Source organism: Streptomyces umbrinus (genome assembly GCF_030817415.1).
GTDB classification, from domain to species: Bacteria; Actinomycetota; Actinomycetes; order Streptomycetales; family Streptomycetaceae; genus Streptomyces; species Streptomyces umbrinus_A.
Genome location: NZ_JAUSZI010000002.1, coordinates 5,078,077 through 5,094,398, shown reverse-complemented (window position 1 = coordinate 5,094,398; position 16,322 = coordinate 5,078,077). Strand labels below are relative to the sequence as shown.

The window sequence follows — 16,322 nt, the reverse complement described above, 5'->3', positions numbered from 1 at the left end:
AGATTGCTCAGTTCGTCGGTGTGGGCAGATCGGCGTTCTCATCGAGCACCAGCGCTGTGGTGGCGTACATCGTCGCGGTGTCGACCGGAAGCGAGGCGTTCACCGTCATGAGCGCTCACCCCGGGAGCGGGCGTTGGCCGCTGCCACACCCGCGCTCAGTGCCTCGGTGAGGGACACGGGCCGGAGCCATTCCCGGCGGGCGTCCCATTCGCGCCCGCCGTCGACCGGCCGCAACTGCACGTACGGACCGACGAAGCCCATGACTCTGCCGATCGTCTGCCGCTGGATGTCCTCGACGGTGTCGCCGAGAGCGGGTGCGTACTGCATCCCTGTCACCGGCTCTCCCTCACATACACGCACAGTTGGCGGGCGCACTCCTCGGGCGGCGGCACGTAGGCGCGTACCAGGACGTCCAGGTCGGCCTCAGCCGCGAGGACAGTTCGCGGCGGTCGCCACACGTGTGGAGTTCGGAGCTGTCGCGTCCGTGGAGGCGGATGGGCCGACTCCCCGATTGACGATTGGTGTGCCGGCGCATGAGCCTCCGGTGGGGCCGACTCGGCACCGGCCCGCTCACGATTGGTGGCGATACCGGAACCGAACAGGAGCGCTCTCAACCATTCGAGTACCTCTGATACAAGGCGCATTGTCGATCTCCTCCCCGTTCCCATCTGCTGGTCTCTGTTCGTGAGACAGATGGTGGGGGCGGGCAAGGGCCACAAGTACCCCAGCGAGGGGTAGTCGACCTTCGTCAGATGGCCGCGCACCACTCCGCGAAGTTTGTGAGGCTCTCCGATTCGGCGCGCTTCAACCGGCGTAGCGTGGCGGTGTCCTCGCGGACCCACGGGTGCTCGCGGGTGTGCTGCGGGGCGATCCGGCGTGCGGCCTTCAGAGAATCGAAGGCGTGGTCCACGTGCCCTGACCACAGCTGGGCGCGGGCCAGTTCGATGTAGAACCCGGAGCGCCGCTCGGCCGGCAGATCGGCCGGCGGCTTCCACTCGTGGGCGAGTGTGAGGGCGCGACCGACGTGATCGTCTCCGAGGCTGACCGCGACGGACACCTCGTGGATACGGACGGAGTCGGGGCCGAACGCGGTGCCGTAGTAGACATCCTCGGCTGTCTGCTCTGCGAGGGCGCGAGCCTCTGCGAGGTGGGTTTGCGCGGCCGTGGCATCACGGGCCCGGCCGGCGATGACTGCGGCCCGCATGTGGAGGGCGCCCCTCGCCGCTGTCTCAGATGCCGTGTTGGGCGCGGGTGCGGTGTCGATGGCCTGTTCCAGGGCCCGAAGCCCCGTGGCGTGTGCGCGAGCCGCGAAGAACGTCTCCGTCCGTACGTAGGCCACGGCGGCGGTGAGCAGCGGATCCCCGGTCTTGAGGACGGCCCACCGCATGAGTTCGACCAGGCGTGCGGAAAGGTCGCGGGCGCCGAACTTGTAGGCGACAGCATCTGCCGAGCGGTAGGCGTTGACCAGGAGGTCGGCCAGTCCACGCCGCTCGTGGGCAGAGGCGGCGTGATAGGCGCGTGCGAGTTCGGAGAGCAGGTCGGGGAGCTCACGGGCAATGCGTGTGTACTGGGCGGCGAGGCGCCATTGGACAGCTTCGCCGACCGCTGCGCGCAGTTCGCAGAGGGGGCGGACCAGGCCGTCTTCCGGGATGTCGTAGGCGGCCAGTGCGGCGGAGAGCGCGGGCAGCGCGTCATGTACGGCGGTATGCGCGGGGCCTCGGTCGGTGTGGAGACGGGCCGGGTCGACGCCGAGGGCGGCCGCGATGGCTTCGAGGGTTGCGTCGGTGACTCCGCGTTCACCGCGCTCGATCTTGCGGATGGTGCCGAGGGCGATGTGGGCCGTGTCGGCGAGCTGCTGCTGCGTCATCTTCGGGCGGACGACGCTGCGGTAGTAGGCGATACGCCTGCCTACCCCGCCGTGAGCGGGCGGTGCGGACATACAGGCTCCAGTTCGGTGCGTCTGCTCCGGACGGTACCCGTACGGATACGCAGCGCACACGCGAATTCGCCCAGCAAGTCCTGGGCGAATTCGAGGACCTTTTGTGTGGCCGTCAGTCCGCGATGATCGACGTGAGCTGGGTGAGGCTGTCGATGCGCCAGTCCGCCGCCGCCATCACCTCCGGGTCGTCCGCCCACAGGTGCCCCCAGGGCCCACGGCGGATGTGCGCCACTCGTAGCCCGACCGCCTTCGCGGGGAAGATGTCGTTGGCCGGGTGGTCGCCGACGTACACCGTCTGTTCCGGCGTCGCCCCAGCAACCTCCAGAACGCGCTCGAAGAACTCCGGCTGAGGCTTGGCCACGCCCCACTCACCCGACGTCACAACCAGGTCCGCGGGCAGATCGAGGGCGCGCAGCAGTTCGCCCGCGCGCGAGGTCTGGTTGCCGGCGACGACGACACGGATCCCGAGCTTGCGAAGCCCGGACAGCGCCGGACGGACGTCGTCGTAGAGATCCGTTTCGTCGAGCACCTCGCCACGGCCTGCGGCCTCGCGTGCCCGGTACTCGGCGGGGAGATCGATCCCAGGTCTGGCGAGACGCACGGCATCGGCATTGTCCCGGCCCTGGGCGACGACGGCACCGACGAGGGCGGAGAGAGTGTGGCGAGGAATGTCCAGCCAGTCGGCCCAGGAATTCCAGTAGCGGTCGTCGCGGACGATGGTCTCGCCGACGTCGAGGACGATGGTCGCAATCACCCTGGGAACCCTACGGCTTCCCGGCAAGTAGTCCGCTGACGGTTCCCGCCCCCAGAGACGAACGGGCAGACGCACGCGGAATTCCTCCCCAGCAACCAGTTGCCGTGCTCGGAGCACTGAATCTCACAGTGGCGCGTCGACAAGGCGCCTGGCTTTCCCCGTAGTTGAGCCTGACGGATGCTGGCGAATAGTGAGCTCGGTCGAGCGGATACCTGGCGCGCCGGTAAGTTGCGAGACGCCCGGTGCCGTCTCTCCCGGAACGCCTGCCCAAGTCGGGCAGGTCCCAACACGGTTGGGGACGTCGAGAGACAGGGGGCCGGGCGAGATGGAGCGATCGACGAGGCGGGGAAGGTGTCGCAGGCGCTGCCAGCGACCGGACTGGGAGCAGCTGGCGGCACTGTTCCTCACAGCGATCACTGCCATCGCGGGATGCGTCGAACACTTTCTGTGACGCATGAGGGGTGAGCCGGACGGCTGGTCGGGCAGATGAGTGAGCCCGGCCGACGCTTACTCGGCCGGACCCACCCCACCTCGCGCACGAGCCTGGCTTTGGGCTACATCCCCGAAGCCAGGCTTTTGTGCGTACACGAGGAGGTCGGAGCGCCATAGGTCTGCTTTCCTGGCGTGCTACTAGGTGAGATAACCCCAAGTCAACGGCGTCCATCAAGCCCTTGCGGGCGGGCAGTTGGTCAACTTGCGGCTTTTGTCGTTAGTGCATCGTCTGGCTAACCCTGGCGTTTGCATGGCGAAGGAAGGCGAAAGTCCAGGTAGCAAGCTTGTGGGGGTAGCGAAACCTGGCGTATGAGCGTCTGTCGACGTTGAACTCAGTGAAACGTCGCGAGCTTTCTGCTAACGGGCAATGGTGCAGGTGTTGAAGGAAACAGCAGGTCGGGAATCGAAGGTGACTGGCGACAGCCGCTGAGGACCGCCGACACCCGCGTTGGCGTAGCGGGCCGCCGCGCCAACGTGGTGTGTCCGCCCGGCTAAACCCACGTATCCAGCCACATCCGCGACCGCCAACTGTCGATAGGAATCGCCTCGCCCGTGTAGATCGGCCAGAAGTAGATGAAGTTCCAGGCGATCAGCAGTACCAGGACTCCCGCCGTGGCCGCGCCGATGACGCGGCGGCGTTCTGTGGAGCCGGGAGGGCCGAGGATGGCGCCGATCATCATGGCGACGGCCAGGCAGAGGAAGGGGAGGAAGACGACGGCGTAGAAGAAGAAGATCGTGCGTTCCTGGTAGAGGAACCAGGGGAGGTAGCCGGCCACTACGCCGCAGGCGATCGCGCCCGCGCGCCAGTCGCGGCGGAAGAGCCAGCGCCACAGGACGTAGAGGACGGCGAAGGCGGCCGCCCACCAGAGCATGGGCGTGCCGAGGGCGAGGACCTCGCGGGCGCACTTCTCGCCCGCGTCCGTCGGGCAGCCGTCCTTGCCGGGCAGCGGCGACTCGTAGAAGTACGAGACCGGGCGCCCGGTGACGATCCAGCTCCACGGGTTCGACTGGTAGGTGTGCGGGGAGTGCAGGCCGACGTGGAAGTCGTACACCTGGGTCTCGTAGTGCCACAGGCTGCGCCACCAGTCGGGGAACAGCCAGGACCAGTTGCTGGTGCGGCCGTCGGCCGTGGCCCAGTCGCGGTAGTAGCCGCCCTTGCCGTTGGTGGCGGAGAGGAACCAGCCCGTCCACGACACGATGTACGTGGCGATCGCTACCGGGACCGTGCAAAGGAACGCCCAGCCCACGTCGTGCTTGAGGACCGCCAGGTGAGGGCGGCGGGCGCCCGCGACCCGGCGGGAGCCGACGTCCCACAGGACCGTCAGCAGGCCGAACGCGACGAGGAAGTACAGGCCGTTCCACTTCGTGCCGATGGCGAGGCCGAGCAGAAGTCCCGCCGCCAGGCGCCAGGGGCGGCGGCCCAGGAGTGTTTCCTCGGCGATGCGCGCGTCCGGGCGTACGAGGCCGTCGGCGTCCGGTGGGAGCGCGGCGGCGAGGCGTTCTCGGACCTTGTCGCGGTCGATGAGCAGAGCGCCGAAGGCCGCCAGGACGAAGAACATCAGCACCTGGTCGAGCAGCGCGGTGCGGCTCATCACGAAGTGCAGGCCGTCGACCGCCATCAGGGCGCCCGCCAGGCAGCCCAGGAACGTCGAGCGGAAGATCCTGCGGCCGATCCGGCACAGCATCAGCACCGACAGCGTGCCGAGCAGCGCCGTCATGAACCGCCAGCCGAACGGTGTGAACCCGAACATCCACTCGCCGAGCCCGATGACGTACTTGCCGACGGGCGGGTGGACGACGTAGGCGGCGTCCGTCGGGATCCTGACGTCGCCGCCGTTCTGCAGGATCAGCTCGTTGGCGTTCTTCGCCCAGTTGACCTCGTACCCGCGGTGGATGAGCGCCCAGGCGTCCTTGGCGTAGTACGTCTCGTCGAATATCACCGCCTTCGGGCCGCCGAGGTTCCAGAACCGCATCACGCCCGCGATCAGCGTGACGAGCAGCGGCCCTCCCCACGCCGACCAGCGGACGAGGCGTTCGGCTGCCTCCCGGCGGAGCCCGATCGCCGCCCACAGTCGCGGGCTGGGCTCGGTGTACGCGGGCACCAGGCGTTCGCGGACATCGCTTCTGGGCGGGGCCGTGTAGCCGAACCGGCGCAGCCGCTGTTGCCACGACGGCCGCTGGTCTTCGACGCCCTGTCCCTGCCGGGTGTCCGTGGAGGACGCGGTACTGGTCACCGCGCCATCGTAGGGAACAGGTCTGTGTGAGTCCCGTGGGCCGCCCCTGCGAGGATGGAACCGTGACAGGAACCCTTGTACTCGCAGGCACGCCCATCGGGGACATCGCGGACGCACCGCCCCGGCTGACGGCCGAGTTGGCGGGGGCCGACGTCATCGCCGCCGAGGACACCCGGCGGCTGCGTCGGCTGACGCAGGCGCTGAACGTACAGCCGTCCGGGCGGGTCGTCTCGTACTTCGAGGGGAACGAGACCGCGCGTACGCCCGAGCTGGTCGAGGCACTGGTGGGCGGGGCGCGCGTGCTGCTCGTCACGGACGCCGGGATGCCGTCCGTGTCCGACCCGGGATACCGGCTCGTCGCCGCCGCGGTGGAGAAGGACATCAAGGTCACGGCCGTCCCCGGACCCTCCGCGGTACTCACCGCGCTCGCGCTGTCCGGGCTGCCCGTCGACCGCTTCTGCTTCGAGGGATTCCTGCCGAGGAAGGCCGGCGAGCGGCTGTCGCGGCTGCGGGAGAACGAGGTCGAGCGGCGCACGCTCGTCTACTTCGAGGCGCCGCACCGCCTCGACGACACACTCGCCGCGATGGCCGAGGTGTTCGGCGAGGACCGGCGGGCCGCCGTCTGCCGCGAACTGACCAAGACGTACGAGGAGGTCAGGCGCGGGCCGCTGGGCGAACTCGCCGCCTGGGCCGCCGAAGGGGTGCGCGGCGAGATCACCGTCGTCGTGGAGGGCGCCCCGGAGACCGTCGAGTCGCTCGACGCCGAGGAACTGGTGCGCAGGGTGCGGGTGCGCGAGGAGGCGGGGGAGCGGCGCAAGGAGGCGATCGCCGCCGTGGCAGCCGACGCGGGGCTGCCCAAGCGCGAGGTCTTCGACGCGGTCGTCGCGTCGAAGAACGCGGCGCACCCGAATCCCTGAGCGGGCGGCTGCGCCCGAATCCCTGAGCGAGCCGCCGTGCCCGAACTCCTGTTTGGGCGGCCGCGCCCGACCCCATGAGCGGGCAAAGGACGATCGCGAAAAGCAAAGCTCAGACCGTGTTCCGAGGGCGCTCCGACAAGGAAAGGCCAAGACGGCTCCAACACTCGACAGGTCTGGTGCGCATCGGCCTGCGGAGGCGTCCACTGGTTGAAGGACGCACCCGTCCTAGTCCAGCGGACAAGAGGAGCTGGCATGAGTGAGATCGCAGGTCAGACCGGGCAGATCACTGGAGATCCTGGCCACCGCACCACGGCGACCGACATAGTCCATGAGTCGTACTCCTTCGCCTGCATGCGCTGCGGGCACGGCTGGGAGCAGTCGTACGAGATCGAGCACCACCTCGACGCCGAGGGCACCGAATTCGTCATGTACGTGGCCGACGGCCGGGTCGTGCCGTCGCCGCTGAGCCGGCCCAGCTGTCAGAACTGCGACGGCCATGTCGTCCGCATCATGCGCGCGGGGCAGGTCTCCTCGGCGCAGAACTCGCTGCGCCCGCCGACGCCCGTAAGGCCGCGGAAGGCCCCGGACGCCGAGACACCGGAGACGGCGGAGAACGCGGAGCCGTCAGCGGCCGAGGAGCGTCACCACTGGCACCTCTCCGATCTGCTGCACCCGTTCCACCACCGCAGGGCGAGCTGATCCTCCGGTTCGCCGCCCGATGCCGGGCCCCACGTTCAGCGGCCTCCCCCCGCCTCGCGGACCGTGGGGCCCGGCATCCTCCTTCCCGAGACCTCCCGGGGCCCCCTTCGCAGGACCGGGCTTCGTAGGATCGGTGCATGCCTTCCAACGCCGAAGCCCCGCCCCCGCCGACCCCGCTCCGGGTGCCGGTCGCCGACTCGCACACCCACCTCGACATGCAGTCCGGCACGGTCGAGGAGGGCCTCGCCAAGGCCGCGTCGGTCGGTGTGACCACGGTCGTCCAGGTGGGCTGCGACGTGAAGGGCTCGCGTTGGGCCGCGCAGACCGCCCTCGACCACGAGGCCGTCCACGCGACCGTCGCGCTGCACCCGAACGAGGCCCCCCGGATCGTGCACGGCGACCCTGGGGGAGGCAGGTCCCGGCAGGGCGCCCGGCAGCCCGGTGGCGACGGCGCGCTGGACGAGGCGCTCGCCGAGATCGACCGGCTCGCGGCCCTTGTGCAGGTCAAGGGCGTCGGCGAGACCGGCCTCGACTACTTCCGCACAGGCCCCGAGGGCAAGGCCGCCCAGGAGAGGTCCTTCCGGGCCCACATCGAGATCGCCAAGCGGCACGGCAAGGCGCTGGTCATCCACGACCGCGACGCCCACGCCGACGTGCTGCGGGTCCTGAAGGAGGAGGGCGCCCCCGAGCGGACCGTCTTCCACTGCTACTCCGGTGACGCCACCATGGCGGAGATCTGTGCCCGCGCCGGCTACTACATGTCGTTCGCCGGGAACATGACCTTCAAGAACGCCCAGCCGCTGCGCGACGCCCTCGCCGTGGCCCCGCTCGAACTGGTCCTCGTCGAGACCGACGCGCCCTTCCTGACCCCCGCGCCGTACCGCGGACGGCCCAACGCCCCGTATCTCATTCCGGTCACGGTCCGCGCCATGGCCGCCGTACGGGGTCTGGACGAGGACGCGCTGGCGACGGCGATCTCGGCGAACACGGCCCGCGCGTTCGATTTCTGAGCCGTAACGACAGGGCCCGCTCCGGGGGTCCGGCCGGGGGACACCTCGCGACACAGCGTAGTCACGATGCTTTGGAGAGTGACGAACCCTCCGCTAGGTTCCTCTGGCCCGATCCGGATCGGATCCCTGGAGCGTGTCGTAGTGAGCAATTCGCAGTACGAGACGTATGGCCCGGCGTACGAGATCCCTGAGCCGTACGGTCACGGTCACGGACAGCCGGACACGTACCGGCCCGCCTACGAGGACGTGGGCGGGGGCGGGGATGTGAGCGGGGGCGGCGGCCAGTACGCCCCCGAGGGCTGGCGCGGGCCGGAGGCTCCGACGCTTCCCCGGCAGATTCCGCCCACGCTGGAGATGCCGAGCCCCGGCGGCCGTGCCGAGGCCCGGCGGGCCGCGCGGCGGCGGAGGAGCGCCGAGCGGCCCGACATGCGCCGGCTGCTGCCGCAGGCGCTCGTCGTGGCGTTCCTCGCCGGCGGCACCACCGCGTTCGTCGCCGACGACAAGGCGATCGAACTGAACGTCGACGGGAAGCCGCGCACGCTGCACACCTTCGCGGACGACGTGACCGAACTCCTCGCCGACGAGGGCGTCGAGATCGGCGCGCACGACATCGTGGCGCCCGGCCCCGGAGCCGCGCTGACCAGCGGGGACGAGGTGGCCGTACGGTACGGGCGGCCCGTGCGCCTCACCCTTGACGGACAGCGCAGCAGGGTGTGGACCACGGCCCACACCGTGGAGGGCGCGTTGCGGGAGTTCGGGGTGCGTTCGGAGGGCGCGTACGTGTCCGTTCCGCGCTCCCGGCGGATCGGGCGGGAGGGGCTCGCGCTCGACGTCCGTACCGAGCGGACCGTGACGGTCATGGCGGACGGGCGGGCGCGGACGGTCCGGACGAACGCGGCGACCGTCCGCGAGGTCGTGGCGGACGCCGGGATCACCCTGCACGGGGAGGACACCACGTCCGTGTCGCCCGGGAGCTTTCCGCGGGACGGGCAGACGGTGACCGTCATGCGGATCATCGGCACGCAGGAGGTCCGCGAGGAGCCGATCCCCTTCGAGGTGCGGCGGACGGAGGATCCCGGGCTGTTCCGGGGGACGGAGGTCGTCGAGCGGGCGGGGCGGGCGGGGTTGCGGCGGGTCACGTACGCCTTTCGTACGGTCAATGGGGTGAAGGAGCGGCCTCGGCGTCTTGGGGCCGAGGTGGTCGAGCTGCCTCAGGCGCAGGTGGTGAAGGTGGGGACGAGGCCGCTTCCCACGTCCGTGCAGGGGGCGGACGGGCTGAACTGGCAGGGGTTGGCCCACTGCGAGTCGGGCGGGCGGCCTGGGGCGGTGGACTCCTCCGGCACGTACGGGGGTCTCTACCAGTTCGACACCCGGACCTGGCACAGCCTCGGTGGCTCCGGGCGCCCCCAGGACGCCCCTGCCGCGGAACAGACGTTCCGCGCGAAGAAGCTGTATGTGCGGCGGGGGGCGAGTCCTTGGCCGCATTGTGGGGGTCGGCTGCAGGGGTGAGGGCTTTTCCTCGCCCCCGCCGCCCCTACCCATTCCCGTCCATCTGGGGCTCCGCCCCAGACCCCGTGGGGTGTGTTGTCGGGTGCGGGTTCGTTGTGGCTGGTCGCGCAGTTCCCCGCTCCCCTGAAGACCTGGGGGCGCGGGGAACTGCGCAGTCTTTTGGGGGTTCGGGGGCGGAGCCCCTGAGTTAGTGACGATGGGGGTCCCCCCGCTCGAGCGAAGCCGAGAGTGGGGGAGGGTAGGGGCGGCGGGGGCGAAAAACGGGCCCGCCCCATCCCACCCGTACCCTTGGGGCGTGAGCAGCCCCACCTCCGACGCCCTCCTGGGTCCCGCCGACATCCGCGAGCTCGCGGAAGCCCTCGGCGTACGACCCACCAAGCAGCGCGGCCAGAACTTCGTCATCGACGCCAACACCGTGCGCCGCATCGTGAGGACCGCAGGAGTCCGCCCCGAGGACGTGGTCGTCGAGGTCGGCCCGGGCCTCGGCTCCCTGACTCTCGCCCTGCTGGAGGCGGCCGACCGCGTAGTCGCCGTAGAGATCGACGACGTCCTCGCGAGCGCGCTCCCCGCGACGATCACCGCCCGCATGCCGACCCGCGCGAACCGCTTCGCGCTGGTCCACTCCGACGCGATGCAGGTGACCGAACTCCCCGGCCCCGCCCCCACCGCCCTCGTCGCGAACCTCCCCTACAACGTCGCCGTCCCGGTACTCCTGCACATGCTCGACACCTTCCCCACCATCGAGCGCACGCTCGTGATGGTGCAGGCGGAGGTCGCCGACCGGCTCGCCGCCCCGCCCGGCTCGAAGGTCTACGGCGTGCCGTCCGTGAAGGCGAACTGGTACGCCGACGTCAGGCGGGCCGGCTCCATCGGCCGCAACGTCTTCTGGCCCGCCCCCAACGTCGACAGCGGGCTCGTCTCGCTGGTGCGGCGCGAGGAGCCGGTGAAGACGACCGCCTCCAGGCGCGAGGTCTTCGCCGTCGTGGACGCGGCCTTCGCCCAGCGGCGCAAGACCCTGCGGGCCGCGCTCTCCGGCTGGGCCGGTTCCGCCCCCGCCGCAGAGGCCGCCCTCGTCGCGGCCGGCGTCTCGCCCCAGGCGCGCGGTGAGTCCCTGACGGTCGAAGAGTTCGCACGGATCGCGGAGAGCAAGCAGTGAGCGGGACGGGAGTGACGGGCGCGACGAGCGTGACGGTAAGGGTCCCCGCCAAGGTCAATGTGCAGCTCGCGGTGGGCGGCGCCCGCCCGGACGGGTTCCATGACCTGGCCAACGTCTTCCTCGCGGTCGGCCTCTACGACGAGGTCACCGTGACCCCGGCGGACACCCTCCGCGTGACCTGCGAAGGGCCCGACGCCTCCCAAGTGCCTCTGGACCGTACGAACCTGGCGGCCCGCGCGGTGGAGAAGCTCGCCGCGAGGACGGGGCGCGAGGCCCGCGTGCACATCCACATCGCCAAGGACATTCCCGTGGCCGGGGGCATGGCGGGCGGGTCCGCCGACGGCGCGGGCGCGCTGCTCGCGTGCGACGCCCTCTGGGGTACGGGGGTCTCTCGCGACGAACTCCTCGACATCTGCGCCGAGTTGGGCAGCGACGTGCCGTTCAGCCTGGTCGGCGGTGCGGCGCTCGGGACCGGGCGCGGGGAGAAGCTGCGGGTTCTGGAGGTCGGGGGGACCTTCCACTGGGTGTTCGCCGTCGCCGACGGCGGGTTGTCGACGCCGGCCGTGTACGGGGAGTTCGACCGCCTCAACGCAGGGGTGGAGGTGCCTGAGCCGGTTGCCTCCGGCGGGCTTCTGGGGGCGTTGGCCAAGGGTGACGCCGTCGCGCTTGCGGGCGCCCTCTCCAATGACCTTCAGGCCGCCGCGTTGTCCCTTCGGCCCTCGCTGGCCCTGACGCTGGCCGCCGGCCGCTCCGCGGGGGCGTTGGCGGGGCTGGTGTCCGGGTCCGGGCCGACGACCGCGTTTCTCGTGCGTGACGCCGACGCGGCGGTGAAGGTTGCGGCTGCGCTTGTTGGTTCGGGGACCTGTCGCGCTGCGCGCGTTGCTGCGGGGCCCGTGCCGGGTGCTGTTGTGCTCTGAGGTTGTGCGTCGGCTGCGGGCGCGTGGGGGCTTGTCGCGCAGTTCCCCGCGCCCCTTACGTGAGTCCCCCTCGGGTGGCTTGAAAGGAGCCCCGCAGAGTCTCGTACACAAAGGGAGTCACCGGTTCCAGGCCTGCCTGTGTGGGGCGTGTGGAGGTAGTCGGCAGGTTCCGTCTGGCCCGGTCGCTTGCATGTAAATGCAGGTCAAGTGTTATGCAGGTCACCGTAGTTCAATTCACATCTATCTCCCGGCTGGACCCCTTTCGTCCTGGTCCGCCGCTCATCTCGGGCTGGCATTATCGGCCGCCTCCGGTGTCTTGTTACCGGCGGTACTTCCGTGCGTACGGTCAGGCCGTGCGGCGGGCGAGAGGGGTTTCCCCATGGGTCACATGGACCACTTCAGCGCCGGATGGGTCACTCCCGTCCTGTCCTGTGCGATGGCCTGCGTCGGCGCGGCACTCGGACTGCGGTGCACGGTGAGGGCACTTGAGGCGGACGGTTCCTCCAAACGGAACTGGCTGCTGCTGGCCTCGGTCGCCATCGGCTCCGGGATCTGGACCATGCACTTCGTCGCGATGCTCGGCTTCGGCGTAGACGGCACGCCGATCCGCTTCGACGTCCCGCTGACCGTGCTCAGCCTGGTCGTCGCCGTACTCGTCGTAGGCGCGGGCGTGTTCACCGCCGGCTACGGCCGTTCCCGCGTACGCGCCGTGCTGCTCGGCGGGCTCGGCACCGGCCTCGGCGTCGCGGCCATGCACTACATCGGCATGGCGGCGCTCAACCTGCACGGCACGGTCCGGTACGACCCGGCCCTGGTCATCGCCTCCGTCGCGATCGCCGTCGTCGCCGCGACCGCCGCGCTCACGCTCAGCCTCGTCGTCCGCGGCCCCGTCGTCGCCACCGCGGCCGCCCTCGTGATGGGCCTCGCGGTCAGCAGCATGCACTACACCGCGATGTACGCCGTGAGCATCTCCCTCGCGCCGAGCAGCGCGGCCCTGGCGGGTGTCACCGCCACGGAGTTCATCTTCCCCCTCGCCGTCATCCTGGGCTCCTTCCTCTTCCTGGCCGCCGCGTACGTCGCGCTCTCCCCGACCGGCAAGCGCGCCGAGTCCGCCGTGGCCGCCGAACTCCTGCGCCAGGTCGAGCTCTCCACCGCCTGAGCCGGTCACCGGGGGAGGGCGACCGCAACGTGCCCTCCCGGCCGGCCGCCGCTCGTCCCACCCCTCCCTGAACGAGGTGCCCCCATGCGTGTCCGACGCACGCCCGACCGGTTGCGACCCCGATCGGTCAGAGCCAAGATCGTCTCCCTGCTCATGCTCCCCATCGTGTCGCTGATGGCCCTGTGGGGCTTCGCCGCGGTGACCACAGCCTCCAGCATCGGCGCCACCGAGCGGGCCAAGGAGGTCAACGCCGAACTCCTCGTCCCCGTCGACGGGTTCGTCACCGCCGTACAGGCCGAGCGGACCGCCGCCCTGCGGTACGCCGCCACCCCCGGCAAGGGCGACCCCGCCGAACTGCGCGCCGCCGGCCGGACCTCCGACGCGGCCGCCAAGAAGCTCCTGGACGGCGCCAACGCCAGCAGCGCCGACGCCGGACTGCTCGACTCCGCGCTGCCCGGACGCATCGACCGCCTGGAGACCGACGCGAGCGACCTCCCCGCGCTGCGCGCCGAGGCCTCCGGCGACGGCGCGAAGACCACCGACCTCCACACGGCGTACTCCACGATGATCGAGCACGCCTTCGCCGTCTCCGGCGCGCTCACCGGTGAGGAGCGCACGAGCTCCGCCTCCGAGGCCCGGGTCGTCCTCGAACTCGCCCGTGCCCGCGAGGCACTGGCCCAGGAACAGGCGATCCTCGCCGCCGGCCGGGCCGCCGGAACGCTCACCAAGGACCAGTACGCGCTGTTCGTCGGCGCCGTCGCCACCCAGCGCCAACTGCTGGAGCCCGCCGTCGCCGATCTCCGGCCCGGACACCGGTCCGCGTACAACACCGTTCTGCAGAGCGGGAGTTACGAGAGTCTGCAGGCCATCGAGAACCGGGTGCGCAGCGCCGGGCCCGGCGCCTCGGCCGTGTCGGCGGGCTTCCTCACGCAGTGGGACGGCTCCGCGAAGACCGTCCTGGGCGGGCTGGCCGAGGCCGAGAAGAGCGCTGGAACGGCCGCCGTCTCGCAGGTCAACGCCTTCGGCTGGGACACGCTCGGCGCCTCCGGCATCGCCGTCGTCCTGGGCCTCGTCGGCGTGCTGCTCTCGCTGCTCGTCTCCGTGCTCGTCGGGCGCGGGCTCATCGTCGAACTCCTCGACCTGCGCAACTCCGCCCTCGAAGTGGCCGGCCGCCGGCTGCCGCAGGCCATGCGGAGGCTGCACGCCGGGCAGGGCGTCGACATCGACGCCGAGGCACCCATGCGGCGCCTCGCCGGCGGCGAGCTCGCCCAGGTCGGCACCGCCCTCACCGCCGTCCAGCGGGCCGCCCTCAAGGCCGCCTCGGAACGCGCCGAACTCCTCAGTGGGATCTCCGGCGTGTACGTGAGCATCGCGCGCCGCAGCCAGGTCCTGCTGCACCGGCAGCTCGATCTGCTCGACGGGATGGAACAGCGGCAGCGTGATCAGACCGAGCTTCAGGACCTGTACCGGATCGACTACCTCGCCACCCGGATGCGGCGGCACTCCGAGAGCCTGCTCATCCTGTCCGGCATCGCGCCCGGCCGTGGGTGGCGTGATCCGATCCCGCTGTCGGAGGTGCTCCGCGCCGCCGTCGCGGAGATCGAGAACGCCTCCCGCGTACGGATCTGGGCCACGCCCCGTGTCTCCGTCGCGGGCGGGTCGGTCGCCGACGTCATCCATCTGCTCGCCGAGCTCGTCGAGAACGCCTCCTCCTTCTCACCGCCCAGCACGCAGGTGCAGCTGCGTGCCGCGCGGGTGCGGGGCGGACTGCTCATCGAGGTCGAGGACAGCGGCTTCGGTATGAAGGAGGACGCGATGGCCGAGGCCAACCGGAAGATCCGGTCCGAGAAGGTCGATCTGCTGGACGCCAAGCAGATCGGGCTGATCGTGGTGAACCGGCTGGCCGAGCGGCAGGGGGTGAGTGTCGAGCTGCGGTCCTCCGGGAGCGGGGGTGTCACGGCTGCCGTGCTCATTCCGGAGAACCTGGTGAGGGATGACATGCCTGTGCATGATCGGGCTCTGGCCGAGTCGGGGGCGGGGGGTCGCTCTTTGGCTCCGGCTTCGGCGCTGATACCGCCCCAGCGGAGGCAGTAAGCGTTCCGGTACCAGGTCGTCTGTGTTGTCTGCGGGCGCGATGTGGCTTGTCGCGCAGTTCCCCGCGGCCCTAGTAGTGCCTGGTCAGGTTGGCTGGAGTGACGCGTGTCCTTGGGGCTTGGTGTGGCGTTGAGGGTGTATGACTCCGGACGAGATTGCTGTGGTGCGTGGTGAGTTGGAGGCGTTCGCGGCGGAGGTGTTCGAGCCGTTTGCGCGTAAGGATCAGCGCCGGTGGGGGCAGGTGTATCTGCGAGGGCTGTTGACCGATGGGCGGCGTAAGTCGGTCGAGCCGATGGCCGCCCGGCTCGGGGAGGACGGCAATCGTCAGGCGCTGGCCAACTTCATCACCACCAGTCCCTGGGACCCCGCCCGCATCCGGGCCCAGCTCGCCTGGCGGATGGAGGAGGCGATCGGGCCCGACGCTTTCGTCTTCGACGACACCGGGTTCCTCAAGGACGGGACGGCCTCGGCGTGTGTGGCGCGGCAGTACACCGGCACCGCGGGCAAGGTCACCAATTGCCAGGTCGGTGTCTCGCTGCACCTCGCGTCCGACCATGCCTCGGCGGCGGTCAACTGGCGGCTGTTCCTGCCCCGGACCTGGGATCCCGCCTCGCCGAAGTCCGATGCGGACAAGATCGCCCGACGTACGGCTTGCGGCATCCCCGACGATGTCGGGCACGTGGAGAAGTGGCAGCTGGCCCTGGACATGCTGGATGAGACCCGTTCCTGGGGGATCGGGGTGCCGCTGGCCATCGCGGACGCCGGATACGGCGACGCCGCCGCGTTCCGGCACGGACTGCAGGAACGCGGCCTGAACTACGTGGTGGGGATCTCCACCACGCTCTCGGCCCAGAGCGCCGACGCCGCCCCGGTGGCCGAGCCGTACTCGGGGACCGGACGTCCGCCGGTGGCGAAGTATCCCGGCAAGCCGCGGTCCGTGAAGGAACTGGTCATCGCGGCGGGCCGGAAAGCGGCCAGGCCGGTGCAATGGCGGGAGGGCTCCCGGCCCGGCAGCGGCCTCTCGGGCCGCAAACGGATGTATTCCCGCTTCGTGGCCCTGCGCATCCGGCCCGCCGGACGCGAGGTCCGCCAGCACGTCGACGGTCCGGAACTGCCGGAGTGCTGGCTGCTGGCCGAATGGCCCGCCGGTGAGAGCGAGCCGGTGCAGTACTGGCTGTCCGACCTGCCCTCCGGCATGCCGTTGACCACCTTGGTCCGCCTCGCCAAGCTTCGCTGGCGCATCGAGCACGACTACCGGGAGATGAAACAGGCCCTGGGACTGGCCCACTTCGAGGGCCGGACCTGGAACGGATGGCACCACCACGTCACCCTCGTCTCCGTCGCACACGCCTTCTGCACCCTGCAGCGACTGGCCCGGATCCCAAAAGACCCAGCGCCGGCCTGAGCCTCTACCAGGTCGTCCGCGAGCTGCAGACACTCCT

The 16,322-nt window shown here is 70.5% G+C and carries 13 protein-coding genes; 9 read left to right on the top strand and 4 right to left on the bottom strand.

The features are described from left to right. Nucleotides 1-105: 105 nt before the first annotated feature. The 4 genes from QF035_RS22135 to QF035_RS22120 form a co-directional block, all read right to left on the bottom strand. Entirely contained in the window at nt 106-327 is a 222-nt protein-coding gene (locus tag QF035_RS22135; protein ID WP_307531327.1) for a hypothetical protein, read from the bottom strand. Between the two features lie 421 nt (nt 328-748). Beyond that, nucleotides 749-1,939, bottom strand: coding sequence for a helix-turn-helix domain-containing protein (locus tag QF035_RS22130; protein ID WP_307522204.1), 1,191 nt, complete (start codon nt 1,937-1,939; stop codon nt 749-751). 112 nt (nt 1,940-2,051) lie between these two features. After that, nucleotides 2,052-2,693: an HAD family hydrolase gene (locus QF035_RS22125; RefSeq protein ID WP_307522202.1), complete on the bottom strand. Its 642-nt coding sequence runs from the start codon at nt 2,691-2,693 to the stop codon at nt 2,052-2,054. A gap of 983 nt (nt 2,694-3,676) precedes the next feature. Then, a complete protein-coding gene (locus tag QF035_RS22120; protein ID WP_307522200.1) occupies nt 3,677-5,419 on the bottom strand; it encodes a dolichyl-phosphate-mannose--protein mannosyltransferase in 1,743 nt (580 codons plus the stop codon). A gap of 62 nt (nt 5,420-5,481) precedes the next feature. On the opposite strand from QF035_RS22120, the gene rsmI reads away from it, so the two are divergent. From rsmI to QF035_RS22075, 9 genes are all read left to right on the top strand, one after another. Then, the gene (rsmI, locus tag QF035_RS22115) at nt 5,482-6,336 is read left to right on the top strand and encodes a 16S rRNA (cytidine(1402)-2'-O)-methyltransferase (RefSeq protein ID WP_307522198.1); all 855 of its coding nucleotides are present in this window, start codon (nt 5,482-5,484) and stop codon (nt 6,334-6,336) included. A gap of 252 nt (nt 6,337-6,588) precedes the next feature. Then, nucleotides 6,589-7,035: a hypothetical protein gene (locus QF035_RS22110; RefSeq protein ID WP_307522196.1), complete on the top strand. Its 447-nt coding sequence runs from the start codon at nt 6,589-6,591 to the stop codon at nt 7,033-7,035. A 137-nt stretch (nt 7,036-7,172) separates the two neighbouring features. After that, nucleotides 7,173-8,045 (top strand): TatD family hydrolase, encoded by an 873-nt coding sequence (locus QF035_RS22105; RefSeq protein ID WP_307522195.1) that lies wholly within the window; start codon nt 7,173-7,175, stop codon nt 8,043-8,045. 141 nt (nt 8,046-8,186) lie between these two features. Beyond that, nucleotides 8,187-9,554, top strand: coding sequence for a resuscitation-promoting factor (locus QF035_RS22100; RefSeq protein ID WP_307522193.1), 1,368 nt, complete (start codon nt 8,187-8,189; stop codon nt 9,552-9,554). Between the two features lie 295 nt (nt 9,555-9,849). Continuing rightward, nucleotides 9,850-10,710 carry a 16S rRNA (adenine(1518)-N(6)/adenine(1519)-N(6))-dimethyltransferase RsmA gene (rsmA, locus tag QF035_RS22095; RefSeq protein ID WP_307522192.1) on the top strand — a complete coding sequence of 287 codons (861 nt, stop codon included), beginning with the start codon at nt 9,850-9,852 and terminating at the stop codon, nt 10,708-10,710. Beyond that, entirely contained in the window at nt 10,707-11,627 is a 921-nt protein-coding gene (locus QF035_RS22090) for a 4-(cytidine 5'-diphospho)-2-C-methyl-D-erythritol kinase (protein WP_373466699.1), read from the top strand. Before rsmA ends, QF035_RS22090 begins: the two co-directional genes overlap by 4 nt. A 379-nt stretch (nt 11,628-12,006) precedes the next feature. Next, entirely contained in the window at nt 12,007-12,786 is a 780-nt protein-coding gene (locus tag QF035_RS22085) for an MHYT domain-containing protein (RefSeq protein ID WP_307522190.1), read from the top strand. Between the two features lie 84 nt (nt 12,787-12,870). Continuing rightward, the gene (locus QF035_RS22080; RefSeq protein WP_307522189.1) at nt 12,871-14,880 is read left to right on the top strand and encodes a sensor histidine kinase; all 2,010 of its coding nucleotides are present in this window, start codon (nt 12,871-12,873) and stop codon (nt 14,878-14,880) included. Between the two features lie 139 nt (nt 14,881-15,019). Continuing rightward, entirely contained in the window at nt 15,020-16,285 is a 1,266-nt protein-coding gene (locus QF035_RS22075; RefSeq protein ID WP_307517773.1) for an IS701 family transposase, read from the top strand. The last annotated feature ends 37 nt before the right edge of the window (nt 16,286-16,322 follow it).

Coding starts and splice junctions, on each gene's coding strand:
- QF035_RS22135 (WP_307531327.1), bottom strand. CDS start 327: ATGCAGTACGCACCCGCTCTCGGCGACACCGTCGAGGACATCCAGCGG.
- QF035_RS22130 (WP_307522204.1), bottom strand. CDS start 1,939: ATGTCCGCACCGCCCGCTCACGGCGGGGTAGGCAGGCGTATCGCCTAC.
- QF035_RS22110 (WP_307522196.1), top strand. CDS start 6,589: ATGAGTGAGATCGCAGGTCAGACCGGGCAGATCACTGGAGATCCTGGC.
- QF035_RS22105 (WP_307522195.1), top strand. CDS start 7,173: ATGCCTTCCAACGCCGAAGCCCCGCCCCCGCCGACCCCGCTCCGGGTG.
- QF035_RS22085 (WP_307522190.1), top strand. CDS start 12,007: ATGGGTCACATGGACCACTTCAGCGCCGGATGGGTCACTCCCGTCCTG.
- QF035_RS22080 (WP_307522189.1), top strand. CDS start 12,871: ATGCGTGTCCGACGCACGCCCGACCGGTTGCGACCCCGATCGGTCAGA.
- QF035_RS22075 (WP_307517773.1), top strand. CDS start 15,020: ATGACTCCGGACGAGATTGCTGTGGTGCGTGGTGAGTTGGAGGCGTTC.